Raw genomic sequence first — 19,584 nt, 5'->3', positions numbered from 1 at the left:
AAATAATCGAAAAAATGAAATAATAAAAGCTGATCAGAGAAACTGAAGGCGCACAACATTCACTTTGTGAAAAGATTGTGTGCTTTTTTCTATTGGATAAAACAAGGGGGGAGTTTAAATGAAGCTGTGGGGGAAAACATCAATTAAAGCTGGCGTTTTGGTGTCGACGTTGTTTCTGTTTTCAGGGTGTGCATCGACAACATTTACTAGTAAGTCGGACTCAGGAAAGTCTATTGAACTTTTAAATATATCGTATGATCCAACTCGAGAATTATATCAAGATTTCAACAAGGATTTCGCTACATATTGGAAAGGGAAAAGTGGTCAAACGGTTACTGTGAAGCAATCTCATGGAGGATCGGGCAGTCAGGCGCGCTCGGTTATTGATGGGCTAGAAGCGGATGTTGTGACGCTTGCATTAGCGTATGATATTGACGCTATTAGTAAGAAGAAACTGTTACCGGCAGATTGGCAGAAACGTTTGTCTAATAACTCGACTCCGTACACATCGACAATCGTGTTTCTTGTACGAAAAGGGAATCCGAAAAAAATTAAAGATTGGGATGATTTAACGAGAAAAGGGGTCTCTGTTGTGACGCCAAATCCGAAAACATCGGGAGGCGCTCGCTGGAACTATTTAGGTGCATGGGGATACGCTTTGAAAAAAAACAACAATAGCGAAGAGAAGGCAAAAGAATTTGTAAGTCAGCTATATAGAAATGTAGAAGTGCTGGACTCAGGGGCACGCGGGGCAACGACTACTTTTGTAGAAAAAGGGCAGGAGATTGCGGCGAAAAACTTTTATCGCCCTCGCGATCGCGGAAGTAGTTGTAATCGGAGTTCCAGATGAAAATTTAGGCGAAGCAGTGAAAGCATACGTCGTACCGAAAACAACAAATGTGACAGTAGAAGAACTAATGGCGTATTGCGCACTTCACCTTGCGAAATATAAAATACCAAGCAGCATTGAGTTTTTAGAAGAACTTCCGAAAAACACGACAGGAAAGATTTTAAGAAGAGCGTTAAAAGAAAAAGCGATGCAAGTATAAGGGGAATGAAACAGCAGCTCATTGTATTGGAGCTGCTGTTGTTTCTTTGTATGTATTTCTTTTTATAAAAAAAACTATCGAACAAATAGTTGGAAAAATCATGAATTGTAAATCGAATAATTCATTAATATTTTGGGGAATTCCACCAAAAACAATCTTATTTAATGACATTACGATACTACCTAATAAAAAATATATAACGAAAGCTAGTTTGAAAGATATTGATTTAGGAATTATAAAGTATCTATATAATAATTCGCCAATTATACACCCTATTAATACGATGGGTGTTCCATAAATTATTAGTATTATGGTAAGACCAAAAACTTCCTGCCAATCTATCTTACTTGGAGACATAATCAGTCCGAACAGATTCATCGAAATAATCAAGCTAGTTAAAGAATAAAGGTAAGATACTATAAATTTTTTAATGAGAAATCTCTCCAATCATGCGATTCAATTTTTACATTAATTGTATCAAGAGTAAGGTTTTGTTGCAAAGTGTCCTTAATCAAATGAAACGCTGTACAAACTTCTTAGCTAAGAAGTTATTTATATAGTTAACGAAGAGGTTTTGAATTCTATGATAAAATTAATATATGAATGAGATAGATGCTTAGGAGGAAAGTTATTTATTATGATTAAAATCGTTGGACGAAAAATTGTATTGAAAGAAGCAACTCATCGAGATCTTGATGAATTATACTATTGGAAATATGAAGAGAAGGAACAAGAAGCGAAGAAATGGAATGGTCCGTATATACCCGAACCTAAATTAACAAAAGAAGAATTTCTAAAAAGTTGGGAGGAAGACTCTTCAATTATTCCTAACGTGCCTAGTACACTAGTTATCTTCGCTGGAGATCAATTAATTGGCACAGTAGGTGCTTATTGGGTAGATAAAAATACGAATTGGTTAGAAACCGGTATCGTTATTTATGATAAAAATTACTGGAACGGTGGATATGGTACGGAGGCCTATAAACTTTGGATTGATTTCTTATTCAAATCTACTGAATTGCATCGATTAGGGATGTCAACTTGGTCCGGAAATGTGAGAATGATGAAAGTTGCAGAAAAATTAGGGATGAGAGAAGAAGCAAGAATAAGACAAGCAAGAATGGTAGATGGTAAATATTTTGATGCAATTAAAATGGGGATTTTACGAACAGAGTGGGAACAGTCTTTTTAAACGAAGGGTTGCATTCGTTACATATGATTCTTAACAACTTTATTGTTAGTGATTATGAGTAAAGTGAGCACAGATAAATATTTTACTTGAACTAACCTACCCCGATAGTACAAAAAGAAAAAGCTGTCAATGGATAGCTTTGATTTACAACTATGCACGAATTTTATATGTTGTTTGCGTTTTAATTTTGAAAAATCCACCAGTAACTTGATGATTTAGGTCTCGCTCGTCCATATCGTCTTATTTTCTATGCCACCAAATAGAGTGAACCCAGTAGAATCAAAGAACAGCTAAACCTTGCGATCCGAAATAAGGAAATTTAGTCCAAGCAGCAACCTGCAATCTAACAAGACTACCATCATCTTGGATATGAAATACTGAGACTGTACCCTGATTTCCGTTTAGTGTATAAAAATGGCGGTCATCTTTACTTACTCCAACATCTATCGGCAGACCTGTAGCTGTACCTGCTGGTGTACTGGTAATATGCCCGACAACCGATAGTGTTCCACTTGAATCTATACGATATGTGGTGATGGTGCCACTTAAGGTGTTGGTGGTATAAGCAAATCTTTCATTCCTCGTTGTTGCAACCCAGCAAGTGGTCTTCTGACCGTTCAGTACAGAACCACTGATAACAGTAAGAAGCCCGTTGTCGCTCATTGAATATGATGACAGCGCACTAGAAAAGGATTCCGTAACTAAAAGTAGTCCTGAGGATAGAAAACAAGAGCCGAGCGGTCCCTGACCACTTGAATCGTTAATAATTGGTCCTGTAACCGTACCATTTTTATTCACATGAAATACACTGAGATGGTTTGAAGTAAGCTCGGATACAACGATTTTACTGCCATCTGGAGTGAAGAGAACCTGCGCCGGTTGAGCATTGAAAGTACTGAGAGAATGGGTTGATCCGGGAATAGGAGTAAGGTGTCCGTTATCATCTATACGAAAACCAGTGATATTGGATGCAAAATTGTTAGCGGCATTACCTACATTGGAAACATAGAGAAGATTACCAAACACATCTACGCTATTGGGCTGAGCACCTCCTGATGGCTTCACATCCACGAGAGCGGGTACTCCGCTGTCGGTTATCAGGAAACTACTGATACTATTGCTGCCTGCGTTAACTGCAAGTAGGAAACGGCCATCACGGGACACCGTTAGGGAACCTTGTGACGCAAGGGGATCGATGCCATCGTTTGCAGTTGCAGTTGAGACTTCCCTTATACCAGTACCTCTTCCATAAGTTGGGTAGGAACCCCTAAAGGTAAGCATTCCATTCGTGTCCCTGTAAAAGGCAATGATTTGATTTATTACTGCATTATTGGTCATCATATACACCATACTCACACGAGAACGTTTGTTCATTATCTGCATGTTATGAATCTCCTCCTTTCATAATTTTATATGGTTCTTTTGCCATTTCAATGCCCCTAATTGGTTAGTTTTGCTTTTCGTGTAAAAATCGTTCAATTTCTTAGTTGACATATCGGAATTGTGTATTTAGAATAAAGAGAAATAATCGAAAAAATGAAATAATAAAAGCTGATCAGAGAAACTGAAGGCGCACAACATTCACTTTGTGAAAAGATTGTGTGCTTTTTTCTATTGGATAAAACAAGGGGGAGTCTTAAATGAAGCTGTGGGGGAAAACATCAATTAGAGCAAGTATTTTGTTGTCGATGGTGCTTTTGTTTTCAGGGTGTGCATCGACAACATCTACTAGTCAGTCGGACTCAGGAAAGTCTATTGAACTTTTAAATGTATCGTATGATCCAACTCGAGAATTGTATCAAGATTTCAACAAGGATTTCGCTACATATTGGAAAGAAAAAAGTGGTCAAACGGTTACTGTGAAGCAATCTCATGGAGGATCGGGCAGTCAGGCGCGCTCGGTTATTGATGGGCTAGAAGCGGATGTTGTGACGCTTGCATTAGCGTATGATATTGACGCTATTAGTAAGAAGAAACTGTTACCGGCAGATTGGCAGAAACGTTTGTCTAATAACTCGACTCCGTACACATCGACAATCGTGTTTCTTGTGCGAAAAGGGAATCCGAAAAAAATTAAAGATTGGGATGATTTAACGAGAAAAGGGGTCTCTGTTGTGACGCCAAATCCGAAAACATCGGGAGGCGCTCGCTGGAACTATTTAGGTGCATGGGGATACGCTTTGAAAAAAAACAACAATAGCGAAGAGAAGGCAAAAGAATTTGTAAGTCAGCTATATAGAAATGTAGAAGTGCTGGACTCAGGGGCACGCGGGGCAACGACTACTTTTGTAGAAAAAGGGATTGGGGATGTTCTTATTGCCTGGGAAAATGAAGCATTACTATCACAAAAAGAACTAGGGAAAGACAAGTTTGAAATTGTCACACCATCTATTAGTATTCTCGCTGAACCTCCAGTAGCTGTCGTGGATCAAGTTGTCGATAAAAAGGGAACGCGTAAAATAGCTGAGGCATATCTTGAATATTTGTATACGGAAAAAGGGCAGGAGATTGCGGCGAAAAACTTTTATCGTCCTCGCGATCAAAAAGTAGCTGAAAAATATGTATCGCAGTCCCCAAACGTACAATTGTTTACAGTTGATGAGGTGTTTGGCGGGTGGAAAAAGGCGCAAGAGACGCATTTCGATGATGGTGGTGTGTTTGATAAAATCTATCAAAAATAATAGCAGTAGCTGAGGAAATGAGGTGAAAGAATGTGAGGAAGAATAATAGGAAGCGAATCTTACCCGGGTTTGGGCTTTCTCTTGGATTTACGATGTTATATGTAAGTTTATTTGTCTTAATCCCATTATCTATCGTTTTTATCCAAACTTCTCAGTTAGGATGGAACAAATTCTTTCAAGTTATCACAAGTGAAAGAGTCTTGCATTCTTATCAAATTAGTTTTACAACTTCATTGGCAGCGGCGCTTGTAAATATTTGTTTTGGTCTATTAATCTCCTGGGTACTTGTTCGTTATTCGTTCCCAGGAAAGCAGCTGCTGGATGGGTTAATTGATTTACCTTTTGCTTTGCCAACTGCGGTTGCGGGTATTACGCTTACAACTTTGTATTCTCAAAACGGCTGGATTGGAAAAATTTTTGATGTGTTTCATATCAAAATAGCGTTTACGCCACTTGGGATTACCATAGCTTTAACTTTTATTGGATTGCCCTTTGTAGTTCGTATGGTGCAGCCTGTCTTACAAAATATGGAGAAGGAAGTGGAAGAAGCAGCAGCTAGTTTAGGAGCATCACGTTTACAAATATTTTGGAAGGTTGTGTTTCCAGAAATTTTGCCGACCTTATTAGCAGGATTTTCGTTAGCTTTTTCAAGAGCGCTAGGAGAATACGGATCTGTTGTCTTTATTGCTGGAAATATGCCGCTTAAAACAGAAATTGCGCCGCTGATGATTATGACGAAACTTGAACAATACGATTATGCAGGTGCAACAGCTGTGGCAGCGGTCATGCTGGTTGTCTCTCTTTTCTTCCTTTTTACTATTAATATCATTCAAGGCTGGAGTCAAAAACGTGGATTACAAAATGAATAGAAAGGGGAGGAAAGGATGGAACCGTCATTCGTGAAACCGATTAAGCAAAAAACAGTTCAGACACCTGTCGTTACTACAGAATCGAAAGTGATTCGCATCATTTTCATTGCGGTCACTGTTATATATTTGTCTGTATTTCTTTTGTTGCCGTTAGCAACGATTTTTATGAAGGCATTTGAACGCGGGATGAATGTGTATATTGCCGCTATTACAGATCGTGAGGCGGTTTCTACTATTCGTCTCACAATAATTGTTGCCCTCATCGTTGTTCCGCTGAATACGATATTTGGCGTGGCGGCAGCGTGGCTGATTACAAAATTTCGCTTTAGAGGGAAACAATTTCTTTTATCACTCATTGAACTGCCCTTTGCTGTTTCGCCGGTTATTGCCGGGTTAGTTTTTGTCTTACTATTTACGCCTCGCGGTGAACTAGGGGCGTGGCTCATGGAGCATGGTGTGCGGCTTATTTTTTCTGTACCGGGTATTGTAATTGCCACTGTGTTTGTCACATTCCCCTTTGTAGCACGTGAATTAATTCCCGTCATGGAGGCGCAAGGAACAAGTGAAGAAGAAGCGGCTTTATCACTAGGAGCAAGCGGCTGGAAGATGTTCTTTCTTGTTACATTGCCTAATATAAAATGGGGGTTACTCTATGGCATGATTTTATGTAATGCCCGCGCGATTGGAGAGTTTGGAGCTGTTTCTGTTGTATCAGGACATGTGCGAGGCGTTACAAATACAATGCCGCTTCATATTGAAATTTTATATAACGAATATCAATTTTCCGCTGCATTTGCGGTTGCGTCATTAATGTCATTGCTTGCGATCGTTACGTTAATTATAAAGAACTGGATTGAATGGAAAGGAAGACATTAGGATGAGTATTCACATTCAAAATGTATGGAAACAATACGGTACGTTTCAAGCTCTGCAGCAAATTAATCTAGAAATTCCGAAAGGGGAACTCGTTGCGCTGTTAGGTCCATCTGGTTCCGGGAAAACGACGTTATTACGAATTATTGCGGGGTTAGAACAAGCGGATCAAGGGGCGATCTTATTCGAGGGAGAAGATTTAACGGATATTCATGTGAAAAATCGGCAAGTTGGTTTTGTGTTTCAGCATTATGCCTTGTTTAAACATATGAATGTCTTTGAAAATGTCGCGTTTGGATTAAAAGTGCGTAAAAAGAAATTAAGACCGTCAGCAGCGGAAATAGAAGAAAAGGTACTTGCGTTATTAAAACTTGTGAAGATGGATGGTTTTGCGGCGCGTTATCCAGAGCAGTTATCCGGGGGGCAAAGACAACGAATTGCGTTAGCGAGAGCTTTAGCGGTCGAACCGAAAATTTTGCTGCTTGATGAACCATTTGGTGCATTAGATGCAAAGGTGCGTAAAGAATTGCGAAGATGGCTCAGAAAATTGCATGATGAGTTTCAAATTACGAGTGTGTTTGTCACGCATGATCAAGAAGAAGCATTGGATGTTGCGGATCGAATTGTTGTCATGAACGAAGGACGCATTGAACAAATGGGTACACCAGAAGATGTGTATGATAATCCAGCTAGTCCGTTTGTATATGACTTTCTTGGAAATGTGAATTTATTTCACGGTCGTGTTCATAAAGGAAAACTGAATTTAGGATCTATTGAATTAGAAGCGCCGGAGCATACGCATGTTTCAGATACAGATGCGATTGCCTATGTGCGTCCGTATCAGTTGTCAATTGAATGTACAAAACAAAGTGAAGATGCAATTCAAGCAAAAGTTACATATATACATGCAGTTGGTCCGGTTGTATATATTGAATTGCAGCGCTTAGGAACGGAAGAGTATTTAGAAGCGGAAGTAGGCAAGGAGCAATTTACACAGTTACATGTTCGGGCAGGAGAGGTAGTATATGTGCGTCCGAAAGAAGTGAAAGTGTTTGTTCCGGAGGATTTTGTGATTTAACCCGTAGGTAGTCAAATATGGATCATTTGAAGAAGCTAGATGAAAGAATTGTAGATAGTGGTTTTACTTTATAATGCCCGAACAGCACTCAAAATTGTTCATTATAAAAGCTTAATCCATTCAATTAACCATTAATAATTTAATAAAAAGGCAGTCTATTTAGTACCGTAATTAGGAATATATGAATATATTAAATAGAATTCAAATGAAATGAATCACAATGGTTTAAGTTAGGACAAATTCAGAGTGCGATAAGGTGGTAGTAAATGAGCAAAGATTGTAATCAGGTAAACAATTCTGGATATCCGTATGCGGATATATCGAAGAAAGAAAAAGAATGTGAAATAGGACCTATATGTCCAGGTAAGCGTCGCGATGAGGCGCTAGAAATTCGTATGGAAGCGGCAATTTACCAAAAGCGTCTTTCTGTGCCAAAACAATTATGTAATGGAGATGAAAAACGTTTTTCTAATAAAATTGCTAATTTTTCTAAAGCTTTACCACATAATGATTACGGAGAAGTTGAATTGCCCGCTTATAAAAAATGGATTAAAGCACTGAAGAAGGGAAAATCAAGTGTTTTTGAGCGCTTAATTTTAGGTGGGACTGCGAAACTAGCTAATCCGCAAGCTGCATATGCTTATGGGTTAGAAGGAGCAGATAGCCATCATTTAAGTGTAGCTGTACCTCCGATGTTTAGTAGTGCCTGGGAAGCAAGTGAAATAGCTGAATTATATTGGCATGCATTATTACGTGATGTGCCTTTTACAGAGTATGATACGAATCCACTTGCTATCGCTGCTGCTTCTGATCTCTCAAGTTTTTCAGATTTTCGTGGTCCAAAAGTTGGGGGAGTCGTTACGACAGGGACCTTGTTCCGCGGTGAAACATCTGGCGATTTAACGGGTCCTTATATCTCTCAATTTTTGTGGAAAGACATACCTTATGGAGCGGCAACAATGGTTCAAAAATATCGCATTGCCTTGCCGGATAAAGATTATATGACTTCTTATGAAGAATGGCTGAATATTCAAAATGGTTCATCCTCGCAAAACATGTTATTTGATTCTACTTCACGCTATATTCGTAATGGACGTGATTTAGGTGAATTTGTTCATCAAGATTTTTCCTATCAAGCTTGTCTTTCTGCATGTTTAATGTTACTTAGTTTTGGAGGAGCGGCATTGTCGCAAAGTAATCCGTATTTGCATTCAAAAACGCAAAAGGGTTTTGCTACCTTTGGTGCTCCGCATATTTTAGATTTAGTAGGTAGAACGGCAAAGACAGCACTCGAAGCGGCTTGGTTTCAAAAATTTTTAGTTCATCGCAGAATTCGTCCCGAAGAATTTGGGGGCCGTGTTCATAATGAGTTAACAGGTGCTGTTCATTATCCAATTCATTCAGAATTATTGAATTCGCAGGTTGTTTCTGAAGTCTTTAACCGATTTGGTACGTATTTGTTACCCATGGCTTACCCAGAAGGGTGTCCGACTCATCCAGCATATCCCTCTGGTCATGCTTGTATTATGGGTGCTGGCGTTACGGTATTGAAGGCCTTCTTTAATGAATCATTTGTCATTCCACAGCCGGTTGTAGCGAGCGCTGATGGTCTTTCTTTGCTTCCTTATTTAGGACAACCTTTGAGAGTGGGAGACGAATTAAATAAACTTGCTTCTAATATTGGGATTGGGCGCAATATAGCTGGTGTCCACTGGCGTTCTGATATGAGTGAAGGTCTAAAGCTAGGTGAAGCAGTAGCAATTGGAATTCTTCACGCTTATAAAGCAACTTATAATGAACGGTTTTGTGGATTCACGTTTACGAAATTCGATGGTACTACTATAACAGTTTAATAGATTTCCAAAAGAATTCCCCTTCCTCAAGGAATGAAAAGGGTGTGAAGCCCAATGAGTAGGGAGGGGATGAATTTTGGTTGGCGTAAGCCAAAGGAATGAAAAAGGAATTTCCTCAAATCAGATAGAATGTATGTAAAGAATGATTTGGGTCTCAAAGTTATTGTTTATCGACTGTGGGCGGTGCGCCATTAGAAATGCTAAAACAATACATCAAAACACAAGGGCAAAACGAATAGGAGGGGATGACAGTGTTGTTGAATCAAAAATATGAAATCTTTCCAACAGAAGCACAAAAAGAGGTGTTAGACCGTTGGCTACAATATTGTCGTCAAACCTACAACTCTGCCTTGCTAGACAAAGAACGGAAATATAAGCAAAACAAAGAAAATTACGATCGTTATGACATGCAAAGACAACTTACATTGGACAAGAAGACGTATCCTTTTCTAAAAGAGATGCCTTCTCAGCCTTTGCAAGAAGTTTTTGTACGTCTGAAAAAAGCATTTGATCATTTCTTTCGTAAAGATGCAAAGTATCCAAAACAGAAAAAGTATAAAGACTACAATAGTATGACGTTTCCGCAATTTGGATTCAAACCAAACAGAAAGCATCGTTATGCCATGTCTTTTTCTGATAACGATAAGTTATACAATAAAAAGTTGGGAGAAATAGATATCCTAATACATAGACCACTCGAAGGAACAATCAAGCAACTGATTCTCAAACGCCAAGGGAAAAGATGGTATGCTATTTTCAGTGTCGAAAGACAAGTGGTACCATCTGATATCGATACCAATCGTGCGATAGGAATTGACGTGGGATTACATAAGTATGCCGTTCTTTCTAATGGTTTAGAATATGAAAACCCTAGATTTCTCCGTGAAAAAGAAAAACAATTAAAGAAAGCACAGCGGAAACTTTCTAAGAAGAAAAAAGGTTCTGCTAACTTCATAAAACAAATCGAGCGTGTTCGCAAGCTACATGAAAAAGTAGCGAACCAGCGCAGAGATTTTCTTCATAAACTCAGTTACAATCTAGCGAAAGAGCATTCTGTTATTGTTGTAGAAAATCTTAATATTCGTAACATGGTTAGAAATAGAAAGTTATCGAAGTCTATTTCTGATGCAGGGTGGGGAATGTTTCGAAACATGCTTGCTTACAAATGTGAAAATCATGGCGGTGTGCTGATCAAAGTAGAACCAAAGTACACTTCACAAGACTGTTCTGTTTGTGGGAATCGCGTGAAGAAGTCCCTCTCCATTCGTACTCACATTTGTACAAAGTGTGGAACGGTATTAGATAGAGACTATAATGCGAGCCGGAACATCTTACAAAAAGGGTTAGAAGAATTGCTTATCACAAACTAAGTCTACAAACTGTAGGGCAAGGTTATGTCCGAACAGTATAATCTACGCCTGCGGAGACTGTGTAAGACGCAGTGGGACACCCCCCGCTATGCAACGGTCTAAGAAACAGGAAGCCCCTTCTTCAATCAGACCGTAAGGTGGATAAGGAGGGGGTTATTCACTAGATTGGTACTGTAAGTCGAAAGCATTCAATATTTTTAACCCTCTTTCAGGTAAAGAAGCTGTTCCAAGTAAAATTTTTGAACAGCTTTTTTCTCTATTGTACAAATAGTATAATGAAACTATTACATCTAGAAAGAGGGTATTTCTATGGGGAAAGTTCACATTATTCATGAAAACACTGAGTGGACAAGGCATCTAACGAGAAGACTGGAAGAACTCGGTCTTCCTTATGAAGAATGGCATTTAGACAAAGGGAATGTTGATCTTTCGTCTGTTCCACCGCAGGGGGTATTTTATAATCGTATGAGCGCTTCTTCTCATACAAGAAATCACCGTTTTGCACCAGAGTTTACGGCTGCTGTATTAGCTTGGTTAGAGAAACATAATCGAAAGGTGTTCAACGGAAGCAGAGCATTGCAGCTTGAAGTAAGTAAAGTGGCACAATATATGGCGCTGAACGCACAAGGAATTCGTACGCCAAAGACAATTGCCGCTGTTGGTAAGGAACATATTATAGAAGCGGCAGCGCAATTTGAAGGACGTCCATTCATTACGAAGCATAACCGCGCTGGAAAAGGGTTAGGGGTTCAACTGTTCCAGTCTGTTGCTTCTTTAAAAGATTATGTAGAAAGTGCAGCGTTTGAAGAACCAGTAGATGGTATTACACTGATTCAAGAATATATACAAGCTCCTGAACCTTATATTACGCGTTGTGAGTTTGTAGGCGGAAAGTTTGTGTATGCAGTTCAAGTTGATACATCGAAAGGCTTTGAATTATGCCCAGCTGATGCTTGTCAAATTGGCGATTTGTTCTGCCCAGTTGGAGAGATAGCGCCGGAAAAACCGAAGTTTCAAATTATTGAGGGCTTTGATGACCCAATCATTCAAAAATATGAGGCTGTTTTGGCTGCTAACGATATAGCGATCGCGGGCATTGAGTTCATTCGAAATGCAGATGGTGAAATTTTCACCTATGATATAAATACGAATACAAACTACAATGCTGATGCTGAAGCGGTTGTTGGGAAATACGGCATGTTAGAAATTGCGAAATTTCTTGGTAGTGAATTAAAGAAAATATAATAGATAGGGAGAAAGCTGCTGATGAGGCAGCTTTCTTTCTATTCAGAAAGTGGACGATTGAACCAGTTCCATAGTTCTATATCTCCAAGTGATGCTTTCATAAAATAAAAGCAAAAAACATCAAGAAGAAAACACAAGTTCCCTTTATCATAATACATATAAGGCAGGTGAACAGAGATGGGATGTTATGAAATACAAATTCAAAAAGTAATTGATTCTATTGAAGAAGATGTGATGGAAAAGCAAACGTTAGCGAATCTTGCGCGCACGGCAGGATTTTCGGATTATCATTTCCACCGCGTTTTTCAAGCACTAGTAGGAGACTCTGTGATGGAGTATGTACGAAAGAGAAGGCTCGCCCGGGCAGCTTATCAGCTTTCTCACACAGAGGAAAAAATTCTAGACATCGCACTAGAGCATGGCTTTCAATCTCATGAAACGTTCACGCGCGCCTTCAAAAAGCTGTTTCATATGACGCCGAGTGCATATCAAAAGCAAGAGATTCAAACACCGTTATATTCCAAGGTGAATGTGATGCAGCGAAAATATAATCCGTATTTAGGGGGAATCAAAATGGAATTTCGTATAGAAACAAAGCCAGCTTTTCAAGTGATTGGGTATGAAATGAAGACAACGAGCAAAGACGGAAAAAACCTGAAAGATATCCCAGCCATGTGGCAAAATTATTTGCAAAATAATTTGTCGGAAAACATTCCAAACCGTAAGCATACGAATGAGTTTGTAGAGTTAGGGATGTGTACGGATTTTAATTTAGAAACAGGGGAGTTTACGTATATTATTGGGATGGAAGCAACAAGCTTTGATGGTGTATCAAGTGAGCTGGCGTGCCGCACATTCCCTGAAGCAACGTACGCAGTATTTACAACGCCAAAAGTTCCGCATGAAGAGATGGTTCCATCTATTCAGCAAACGTGGAATACGATCTTTACAGAATGGTTCCCGCATTCCGGCTACGAGCACGCTGGTGTTGTAGAGTTTGAATTATACGATGAGCGCTGCCATGCAGATAAACATGATCTTGCACAATTGGAGATTTGGCTGCCAGTGCAGAAGAAACAATAAAATACAATGAGACTGAGCCTTTTGGCTCAGTCTTTTTACTGTGCATACATGTCGAACGTAGTCGAAGAGTCGATATTCTCTGTCGAACCGTCGATATATTTAAAAAAGCGTCGATAAAAGTACCATTTGCGTCGATATATTTTAAAAAAGCGTCGATATCGTGTTATTTATATAAATCTGTTTTGGTTTTTTACATACAAGTCCCTGTTATAAAGAAAAAATGTGCCCGCCTAAAAAGAAAGGGGGTTTTTCATTTGTATTTACATCGCTTTCTTAATTTTCTCTAACACTTCTTTACTATCAAACCCGCGCTCTCCCATACCGAATACTTCAATTAAACGATTATTTTCATCTAGTAAGTAAGAGTTAGAAGTATGAATGTAAAGGCCGCTTCCAGGGTCGCGGTAGCGGAAGTTAAAAGATTCGGCTAGTTGTTTCGTTTCTTCCTCATCGCCGCGCAGCAGATGCCAACCTGTTGTTTCCTTCATATCAAATGTTTTGGAGTAATGCTCTAGCACTTCTTTCGTATCATATTTCGGATCAATGGTAATCGTAATAAATTCGATTTTTGTTCCGAACACTTTTTGTTTTACAAGTTCATCGCGTAAATGTTTCATTTTGTATGTTGTAACAGGGCAAATATCTGGACATTTTGTATACATAAATTCTACTAATTTTAATTTTTTCGGTAATTGATCAAATGATACAGATGCTCCGTTTACATCTTCCATAACAATCCCCTTTGGTATTTCCGCTGATGCTTTTCGGTAACTGGTAAAATAAAAAATTCCAATCCCGATTGCGATAATAAGTCCTAGCGTAAAAGTAATGTATAACTTCTTCATTCCAATCCCTCCCAATTTTTATTTTATAAGAAAAATCTGAAAAATAAGGAAGGAATGAGTGAATATTACATGACAATTCGTGTATTAGCTTGTTCTATTTTTCGAGGAACGAACTACAATAATAATAGACAGGCAGCGATGAGGAGGAGAAATCATGCGAAAAGTGATGAGTTGGACACTTTTTTTGTACGCTCTATTTGCATTATTTATATATTGGTACTTATTTGGATGGAGTCATGAGATCATACCGGAAGCGTATAAAGGAACGAGTGCAGATCCAGCAACGTTTATGAATGCAAGGGAGTTGACACTTAGTCAAGATTACTCGCGGGTAAAGGATTTATTATTTTTTTTAGCAACGCCGCTGCAATGGATTGTTTTATTATTTGTACTCATTTTCGGTGTATCGAAGCGGTTTGAACAATGGGCGAAAGATACAACAAAATTCCGCGTACTACAAATTGCGATTTATTTGTTTTATTTATCTCTTGTGACAACGGTGCTCGCATTGCCGCTGCAATGGATTGGTCATCAAATATCTGTTGATTACGGCATTTCAACACAATCAACAGCAAATTGGATAAAGGAGCATATACTTGATTTTTGGGTCAATTTTTTGCTTATGTTTCTGATTGTGACGGTGTTATTATGGCTCATTAAAAAATATCCGAAACGCTGGTGGCTGTACGGATGGGCGCTTTCTGTTCCATTCACGATCTTTTTAACATTCATTCAACCAGTAGTCATTGATCCGCTCTATAATGATTTTTCAACGCTACATAATAAGGAGCTTGAGAAAAAGATTTTAACATTAGCGGACAAAGCGAATATTCCAACAGAGCATGTATATGAAGTGGATATGTCAAAGAAAACAAATGCGTTAAATGCATATGTAACGGGAATTGGCTCAAATTCTCGCATCGTTTTATGGAATACGACGCTCGAGCAGTTAAAAGATAAAGAGATATTATTTATTATGGCGCATGAAATGGGTCATTACGTGATGAAACATATATACTGGGGTGTTGGAAGTTATATCGTTTTAACTTTCGTTGGTATGTACCTCATTAGCCGTATTATTCAAGCGTGTATTCGTAAATGGGGCGATACACTGCATATTTCAAAAATTGCTAGTTTCTCAGTTTTACCACTATTTTTCCTTGTCTCTTCGGTGCTTTCCTTTGCGGTAAGTCCTGCCACAAATTACGTATCACGCGTTGAAGAAAGGGCAGCCGATCAATACGCATTAGACATGACAAAGGATAGTCAGTCGGGAGTTAAAACATTTCAATATTTATCGAAGACGAGCTTAAGTCAAGTGAACCCGCCGGCTTTGGTGAAATTTTTCATGTATACGCATCCTCCAATTTTTGAAAGAATTCATACGTTTGAAGAATATAAGAAGAAATAGTCGTTATGAACAGTGATTGTGTATCGAGGCTAAAAATAGAAAAGAACAAGTAGATTTCTAGTATAAATACTAGGAAGCTACTTGTTCTTTTTTGTTATACATCCATTTCTGTTTTTTTACATATAAGTTGCTGTTATGGAGAGATGACTTGTACTGGTTTTCTCCTTTTGTATTCAACTTTGCATCTGACCATTTCTATGCGCGGCCAGATACTCTGGTCTCCTCCTTAAAAAAAGGGGTCTTTATTTCGTTTTTTACAATGTGAATTTTGTATCTTGATCAGTTAGATCATTATCAAAGACATTTGCGGTACTAACCCCATTAAAGACTTTCACTGTTTTTGCTGCATTTGATGATCCAGAACCATGATATTCTTTATTGCGGAATTGAGGATTTACATTGTATTTGTCTCCTAAATTTACAGTCCCATTACATCGTGAAATGACAATGCTGTCAACAATTGCAGGCATGCTCTTCACCTCTTTTTTATTTTTATCCCGCTATTCGTGGGCAGTAAGACCCCCACCTCAAGGTTGAGAGAGAATCGTTGGCCAGCTCCAGTGGCTAGAATGTTCGGTGGCTTCGCTTCTTCCTACGAGGTAAAAAACACCTCTGCGTCAGAAGCTCCATCCCCCTCGCATTCTGGACGAGCCACTTCCGCTTTTCTAAAGAAGATAGGTGGGGGATGAAGAAAACCCCACTGATGGAAGTTTCACTTTATTGTATGCTGTTTATTTTGAAAAAAAGATTGTTTATAAAAATAAGTAACCTTAAAAGTTGATAAGTAGTCAACTCTTTATTTTTTTCGAAAACTTATTTTTATTACATAAAAAATATTTTTTAACCCCCATAAAACTTATTTTCCCTCCGAATATGTATAGTGAAGAAAGCAAATGGAGGAAAAATGACATGAAAAAGATATTACTAAAAGGAACTATGGTAACAATGATGGCATGCAGTCCATTTTTAATGGGGACGGCGGCGTATGCTAGCAGTAACACAGATACAGTAAAAACAACAGAGACAGAAAAGCCGGCTTTAGTGCAAGGTGATTTCTTTTATTTCGTAAAAACGATGATGGAAGATATAAAAATGGCGCTTGCAAGCAATGATTTAGCCAAGGCAAAGTTACTATCTGAACAAGCTGCAGAACGCATTGCTGAAGCGGGTGTGTTAATGGAAAAGGGGAAAGATGATTTCACAAAAGATGCATTAGAAAAAGCAGCTGAAAACTTAGAAAAAGCGGATAAACTTTCAGGAGAAACGAAAACAGAAAAAACTGCTGATGTAAAGAAAGAAGAAGCAGAAAAAGCTGCTGAAGCAAAAAAAGAAGAAGCAGAAAAGACTGCTGAAGTAAAAAAAGAAGAAGCAGAAAAGACTGCTGAAGTAAAAAAAGAAGAAGCAGAAAAAGCTGCTGAAGTAAAAAAAGAAGAAGCAGAAAAAGCTGCTGAAGCAAAAAAAGAAGAAACAGAAAAAACTGCTGAAGCAAAAAAAGAAGAAACAAAAAAGCCAGCTGATAAAGAAAAAACAGAAGCAGAAAAAGTAAAAGTGCACATCGGAAACAATATCGAAGCATTAGCAAAAGTGCTTGATAAAGTGAAAAATCCGAAAGCGAAAGCTGCAATTACCAAAAATATAGAGAAGAGTTTTGCAAAAATTGCTGCTAAAATAGAAAAAGCGCAAGAAAAGCAAGAGCGTGCTGCTGCAAAGGAAAACAAGCCAGCACAGCCAGCACAACCGGCACAACCAGCACAACCAGCACAACCAGCACAACCAGCACAACCAGCACAACCGGCACAACCAGCACAACCAGCACAACCAGCACAACCGGCACAACCGGCACAACCAGTACAACCAGTACAACCAGTACATAAAGCTGTTGAGTCTCATGAGAATCATGAGCAATCCAAACAAAAGGAAAATCATGAAGATAACGGTAAAAAAGTCGGTCATGAAAAACATGAAGAAAAACATATAGAGAAACAAGAAAACAAACAAGAAAACAAACATGAAGACAAACAGGAAGAGAAACATAAAGAAAAGCACTAAGAAAAGTAGGGGAATACTGTAGTAAAATGGTCACTTCTTTAGTGACCGTTTTGCTATTTATAGCAGAGAGGAGGAGAGGGATTACCTGTGTTAAGTTTATTGATGAAAGTCGTAAAAAAAGCGGCAATAGAAGATGTAGTACTAAATATACAAAAAAATGAAGAGGATAAGGAAGCTTTTATCGTTCAGTATCGGCCTTTTATTCTAAAATCGATTTCGGCTGTCTGTCGTCGTTATATTACGGAGCAGGACGATGAATACAGCATTGGACTGTTTGCATTTCATCAAGCCATTGAACAATATTCATATAAAAAAGGGAAATCTTTTCTTTCGTTTGCTGAGCTTCTTATAAAAAGAGATGTAATTGATTATATACGTAAGGAGTCTAGACATAACCTCGTCTTTTTAAAAGAAGACCAGCAAGAGGAAACTATGGAAATGCAGGCAGCACTTACGGAATATATGAAAGAGATAGAAAACAGCAATCGAAAAGAGGAAATTCTTCATTTTCAACGCGTGCTATCTGAGTTTAAAATCTCGTTTGCCGAGCTTGCGAAGGAGTCTCCGAAGCACCGTGATACGCGGGAGCATTTAATAGAAATTGTAAAGATTATTATAAAAGAAGAGAAAATGATAGAAGAGTTGTTCCGAAAGAAAAAGTTACCTCTCAAACAAATTGAACCGCATGTTAGAACAAGTCGTAAAACGCTAGAGAGGCATAGGAAATACATAATTGCAATGTGCATTATTTTTGTAAACAACTACATATACATTCAAGAATATATAAGAGGGGGGGCAGAGTAATGAATAAGGGAATTGTGATGGATATAAAAAAACGCAGTATAGTTGTTCTGACACCGGATGGAGAATTTATTAATTGTAAGAAAAAGTTGAGCTCTTATATAATCGGACAGGAAATCGTATTTCATGAACAAGAAAAAAGACTAGTGTCTTTTTCAGTTCCTTCTATATTAAAACCGGCATCGCTAATTTTTGCTTGTTTTCTATGTGTCTTTTTGTTTTTCTTCAATCGGCCTGAAGAACAAGCGCTTGCCTATGTTTCTATCGATATTAACCCGAGCTTAGAAGCGAGTGTGACAAAGGATCTTCGTGTTACGGAATTACGAGCTTGCAATGAGGATGGCAAGCGTATTTTAAAAGAAATAAAACATTGGAAAAATGAGCCTTTGCAAGACGTAGTGCGTGCGATTGTAAAGCAAAGCAAAGAGGATGGATACTTAACGAGCGACAAGCAAGTCATGCTAACATCTGTTGCAAAAGAAAAATCGCTAGAGCCGCAACTGCAGAAGGCTATACAAGAGTTAAAGAGAGAGTATGACAAACAACATGTTACAGTCACATATCAGGAAAGTACTATGCAGATACGGGAGAATGCCCAAAAAGAAGGAATCAGTACAGGGATTTATCTAAAACAGGAAAATGAGAAGAAGAAATCGTCTGCTTCACCTGCATCGCCGCAAGTACAAGAGGAACAACATCCGGAAGTACATTCGCAGCCGGATTCATCATCTAATTCAGATTCGCCATCGAATTCCTCTTCTTCTGTGCAACAAAAAAGAAATGAGCCGAAAGAGCAACAAAAAATAGAACAAGAGCCAGCTCACGTACAACCATCGTCGCCGCAACCAGAAAGAAATAACGGTCATAGAGAAGAAAACAGCGATAAAGAACAAAAACAAGAGTATAAAGAACAGAACAAAGACGACAAAGAGCAAAGAAAAGAACAGAAAAAAGAACAGAAAGATCATGAAAAAGAGCAAAAAGAGCAGCAAAAAGAGCAGAAAAAAGAAGAAAAGCATGGCAATTCTTCCAAACATGATGAAAAAGAAAAGGGAAAACATGATAAGTAAAAAGGAGGCTGTCCCATAAGTCGGTGAAACCGACTTATGGGCAGCCCTTTCTTTTTTGAGTATACAAAAAAATCGCCCATCCATTATAATTGTAAGTAACCACACAAACAAAAAT

General features: G+C 38.4%; 17 protein-coding genes and 2 pseudogenes. 16 read left to right on the top strand and 3 right to left on the bottom strand.

Annotated features, from left to right (window positions below):
* Positions 1–118: 118 nt before the first annotated feature.
* The 4 genes and pseudogenes from MR076_RS19900 to MR076_RS19885 all read left to right on the top strand — a co-directional run.
* Positions 119–778, top strand: a pseudogene (locus MR076_RS19900) (sulfate ABC transporter substrate-binding protein); the annotation flags it as partial.
* 34 nt (positions 779–812) lie between these two features.
* Positions 813–1,049: pseudogene (locus MR076_RS19895) on the top strand (AMP-binding enzyme); the annotation flags it as partial.
* Between the two features lie 100 nt (positions 1,050–1,149).
* Positions 1,150–1,347 (top strand): hypothetical protein, encoded by a 198-nt coding sequence (locus MR076_RS19890; protein WP_242223486.1) that lies wholly within the window; start codon positions 1,150–1,152, stop codon positions 1,345–1,347.
* 339 nt (positions 1,348–1,686) lie between these two features.
* Complete coding sequence (locus MR076_RS19885; protein ID WP_242223484.1) at positions 1,687–2,241, top strand: GNAT family N-acetyltransferase; 555 nt, start codon at positions 1,687–1,689, stop codon at positions 2,239–2,241.
* A gap of 279 nt (positions 2,242–2,520) precedes the next feature.
* On the opposite strand, the gene MR076_RS19880 is transcribed toward MR076_RS19885, so the two are convergent.
* Entirely contained in the window at positions 2,521–3,624 is a 1,104-nt protein-coding gene (locus MR076_RS19880; protein WP_242223483.1) for a lactonase family protein, read from the bottom strand.
* A gap of 257 nt (positions 3,625–3,881) precedes the next feature.
* On the opposite strand from MR076_RS19880, the gene MR076_RS19875 reads away from it, so the two are divergent.
* The 8 genes from MR076_RS19875 (at position 3,882) to MR076_RS19840 (ending at position 13,293) form a co-directional block, all read left to right on the top strand.
* Positions 3,882–4,922, top strand: a complete 1,041-nt coding sequence (locus tag MR076_RS19875) for a sulfate ABC transporter substrate-binding protein (protein ID WP_242223481.1) — start codon at positions 3,882–3,884, stop codon at positions 4,920–4,922.
* Positions 4,923–4,954: 32 nt separating this feature from the next.
* Positions 4,955–5,791 carry a sulfate ABC transporter permease subunit CysT gene (gene cysT, locus MR076_RS19870; protein ID WP_313897353.1) on the top strand — a complete coding sequence of 279 codons (837 nt, stop codon included), beginning with the start codon at positions 4,955–4,957 and terminating at the stop codon, positions 5,789–5,791.
* Positions 5,792–5,806: 15 nt separating this feature from the next.
* A complete protein-coding gene (gene cysW, locus MR076_RS19865; protein ID WP_242223479.1) occupies positions 5,807–6,667 on the top strand; it encodes a sulfate ABC transporter permease subunit CysW in 861 nt (286 codons plus the stop codon).
* A gap of 1 nt (position 6,668) precedes the next feature.
* On the top strand, positions 6,669–7,742 hold the full coding sequence (locus tag MR076_RS19860; RefSeq protein WP_242223477.1) for a sulfate/molybdate ABC transporter ATP-binding protein: 1,074 nt from the start codon (positions 6,669–6,671) through the stop codon (positions 7,740–7,742).
* A 266-nt stretch (positions 7,743–8,008) separates the two neighbouring features.
* Positions 8,009–9,595, top strand: coding sequence for a vanadium-dependent haloperoxidase (locus MR076_RS19855; protein WP_242223475.1), 1,587 nt, complete (start codon positions 8,009–8,011; stop codon positions 9,593–9,595).
* A gap of 245 nt (positions 9,596–9,840) precedes the next feature.
* Positions 9,841–10,965 (top strand): RNA-guided endonuclease InsQ/TnpB family protein, encoded by a 1,125-nt coding sequence (locus tag MR076_RS19850; RefSeq protein WP_242223473.1) that lies wholly within the window; start codon positions 9,841–9,843, stop codon positions 10,963–10,965.
* 309 nt (positions 10,966–11,274) lie between these two features.
* The gene (locus MR076_RS19845; RefSeq protein ID WP_242223464.1) at positions 11,275–12,210 is read left to right on the top strand and encodes an ATP-grasp domain-containing protein; all 936 of its coding nucleotides are present in this window, start codon (positions 11,275–11,277) and stop codon (positions 12,208–12,210) included.
* Positions 12,211–12,387: 177 nt separating this feature from the next.
* Complete coding sequence (locus MR076_RS19840) at positions 12,388–13,293, top strand: AraC family transcriptional regulator (protein ID WP_242223462.1); 906 nt, start codon at positions 12,388–12,390, stop codon at positions 13,291–13,293.
* A gap of 260 nt (positions 13,294–13,553) precedes the next feature.
* Here the strand turns inward: MR076_RS19840 and MR076_RS19835 are convergent, their stop codons facing one another.
* Positions 13,554–14,138: an SCO family protein gene (locus MR076_RS19835; protein WP_242223460.1), complete on the bottom strand. Its 585-nt coding sequence runs from the start codon at positions 14,136–14,138 to the stop codon at positions 13,554–13,556.
* 154 nt (positions 14,139–14,292) lie between these two features.
* On the opposite strand from MR076_RS19835, the gene MR076_RS19830 reads away from it, so the two are divergent.
* Positions 14,293–15,549: a M48 family metallopeptidase gene (locus tag MR076_RS19830; protein ID WP_242223458.1), complete on the top strand. Its 1,257-nt coding sequence runs from the start codon at positions 14,293–14,295 to the stop codon at positions 15,547–15,549.
* A 254-nt stretch (positions 15,550–15,803) separates the two neighbouring features.
* Here MR076_RS19830 and MR076_RS19825 read toward each other — a convergent pair whose 3' ends face one another.
* Positions 15,804–16,019 carry a spore germination protein gene (locus MR076_RS19825; RefSeq protein WP_242223456.1) on the bottom strand — a complete coding sequence of 72 codons (216 nt, stop codon included), beginning with the start codon at positions 16,017–16,019 and terminating at the stop codon, positions 15,804–15,806.
* Positions 16,020–16,458: 439 nt separating this feature from the next.
* Between MR076_RS19825 and MR076_RS19820 the strand changes: the two genes are divergently transcribed.
* From MR076_RS19820 to MR076_RS19810, 3 genes are all read left to right on the top strand, one after another.
* Positions 16,459–17,598, top strand: a complete 1,140-nt coding sequence (locus tag MR076_RS19820; protein WP_242223454.1) for a DUF5667 domain-containing protein — start codon at positions 16,459–16,461, stop codon at positions 17,596–17,598.
* Positions 17,599–17,685: 87 nt separating this feature from the next.
* Positions 17,686–18,402 (top strand): RNA polymerase sigma factor SigI, encoded by a 717-nt coding sequence (gene sigI / locus MR076_RS19815; protein ID WP_242223453.1) that lies wholly within the window; start codon positions 17,686–17,688, stop codon positions 18,400–18,402.
* Positions 18,402–19,469 carry an anti-sigma factor domain-containing protein gene (locus MR076_RS19810; protein WP_242223451.1) on the top strand — a complete coding sequence of 356 codons (1,068 nt, stop codon included), beginning with the start codon at positions 18,402–18,404 and terminating at the stop codon, positions 19,467–19,469. The genes sigI and MR076_RS19810 overlap by 1 nt, the downstream gene beginning before the upstream one ends.
* Positions 19,470–19,584: the final 115 nt, after the last annotated feature.

It is taken from the genome of Bacillus cereus group sp. BfR-BA-01380 (assembly GCF_022663535.1).
Lineage (GTDB): Bacteria > Bacillota > Bacilli > Bacillales > Bacillaceae_G > Bacillus_A > Bacillus_A cereus_BB.
This window is presented reverse-complemented; position numbering and strand designations above follow the sequence as displayed.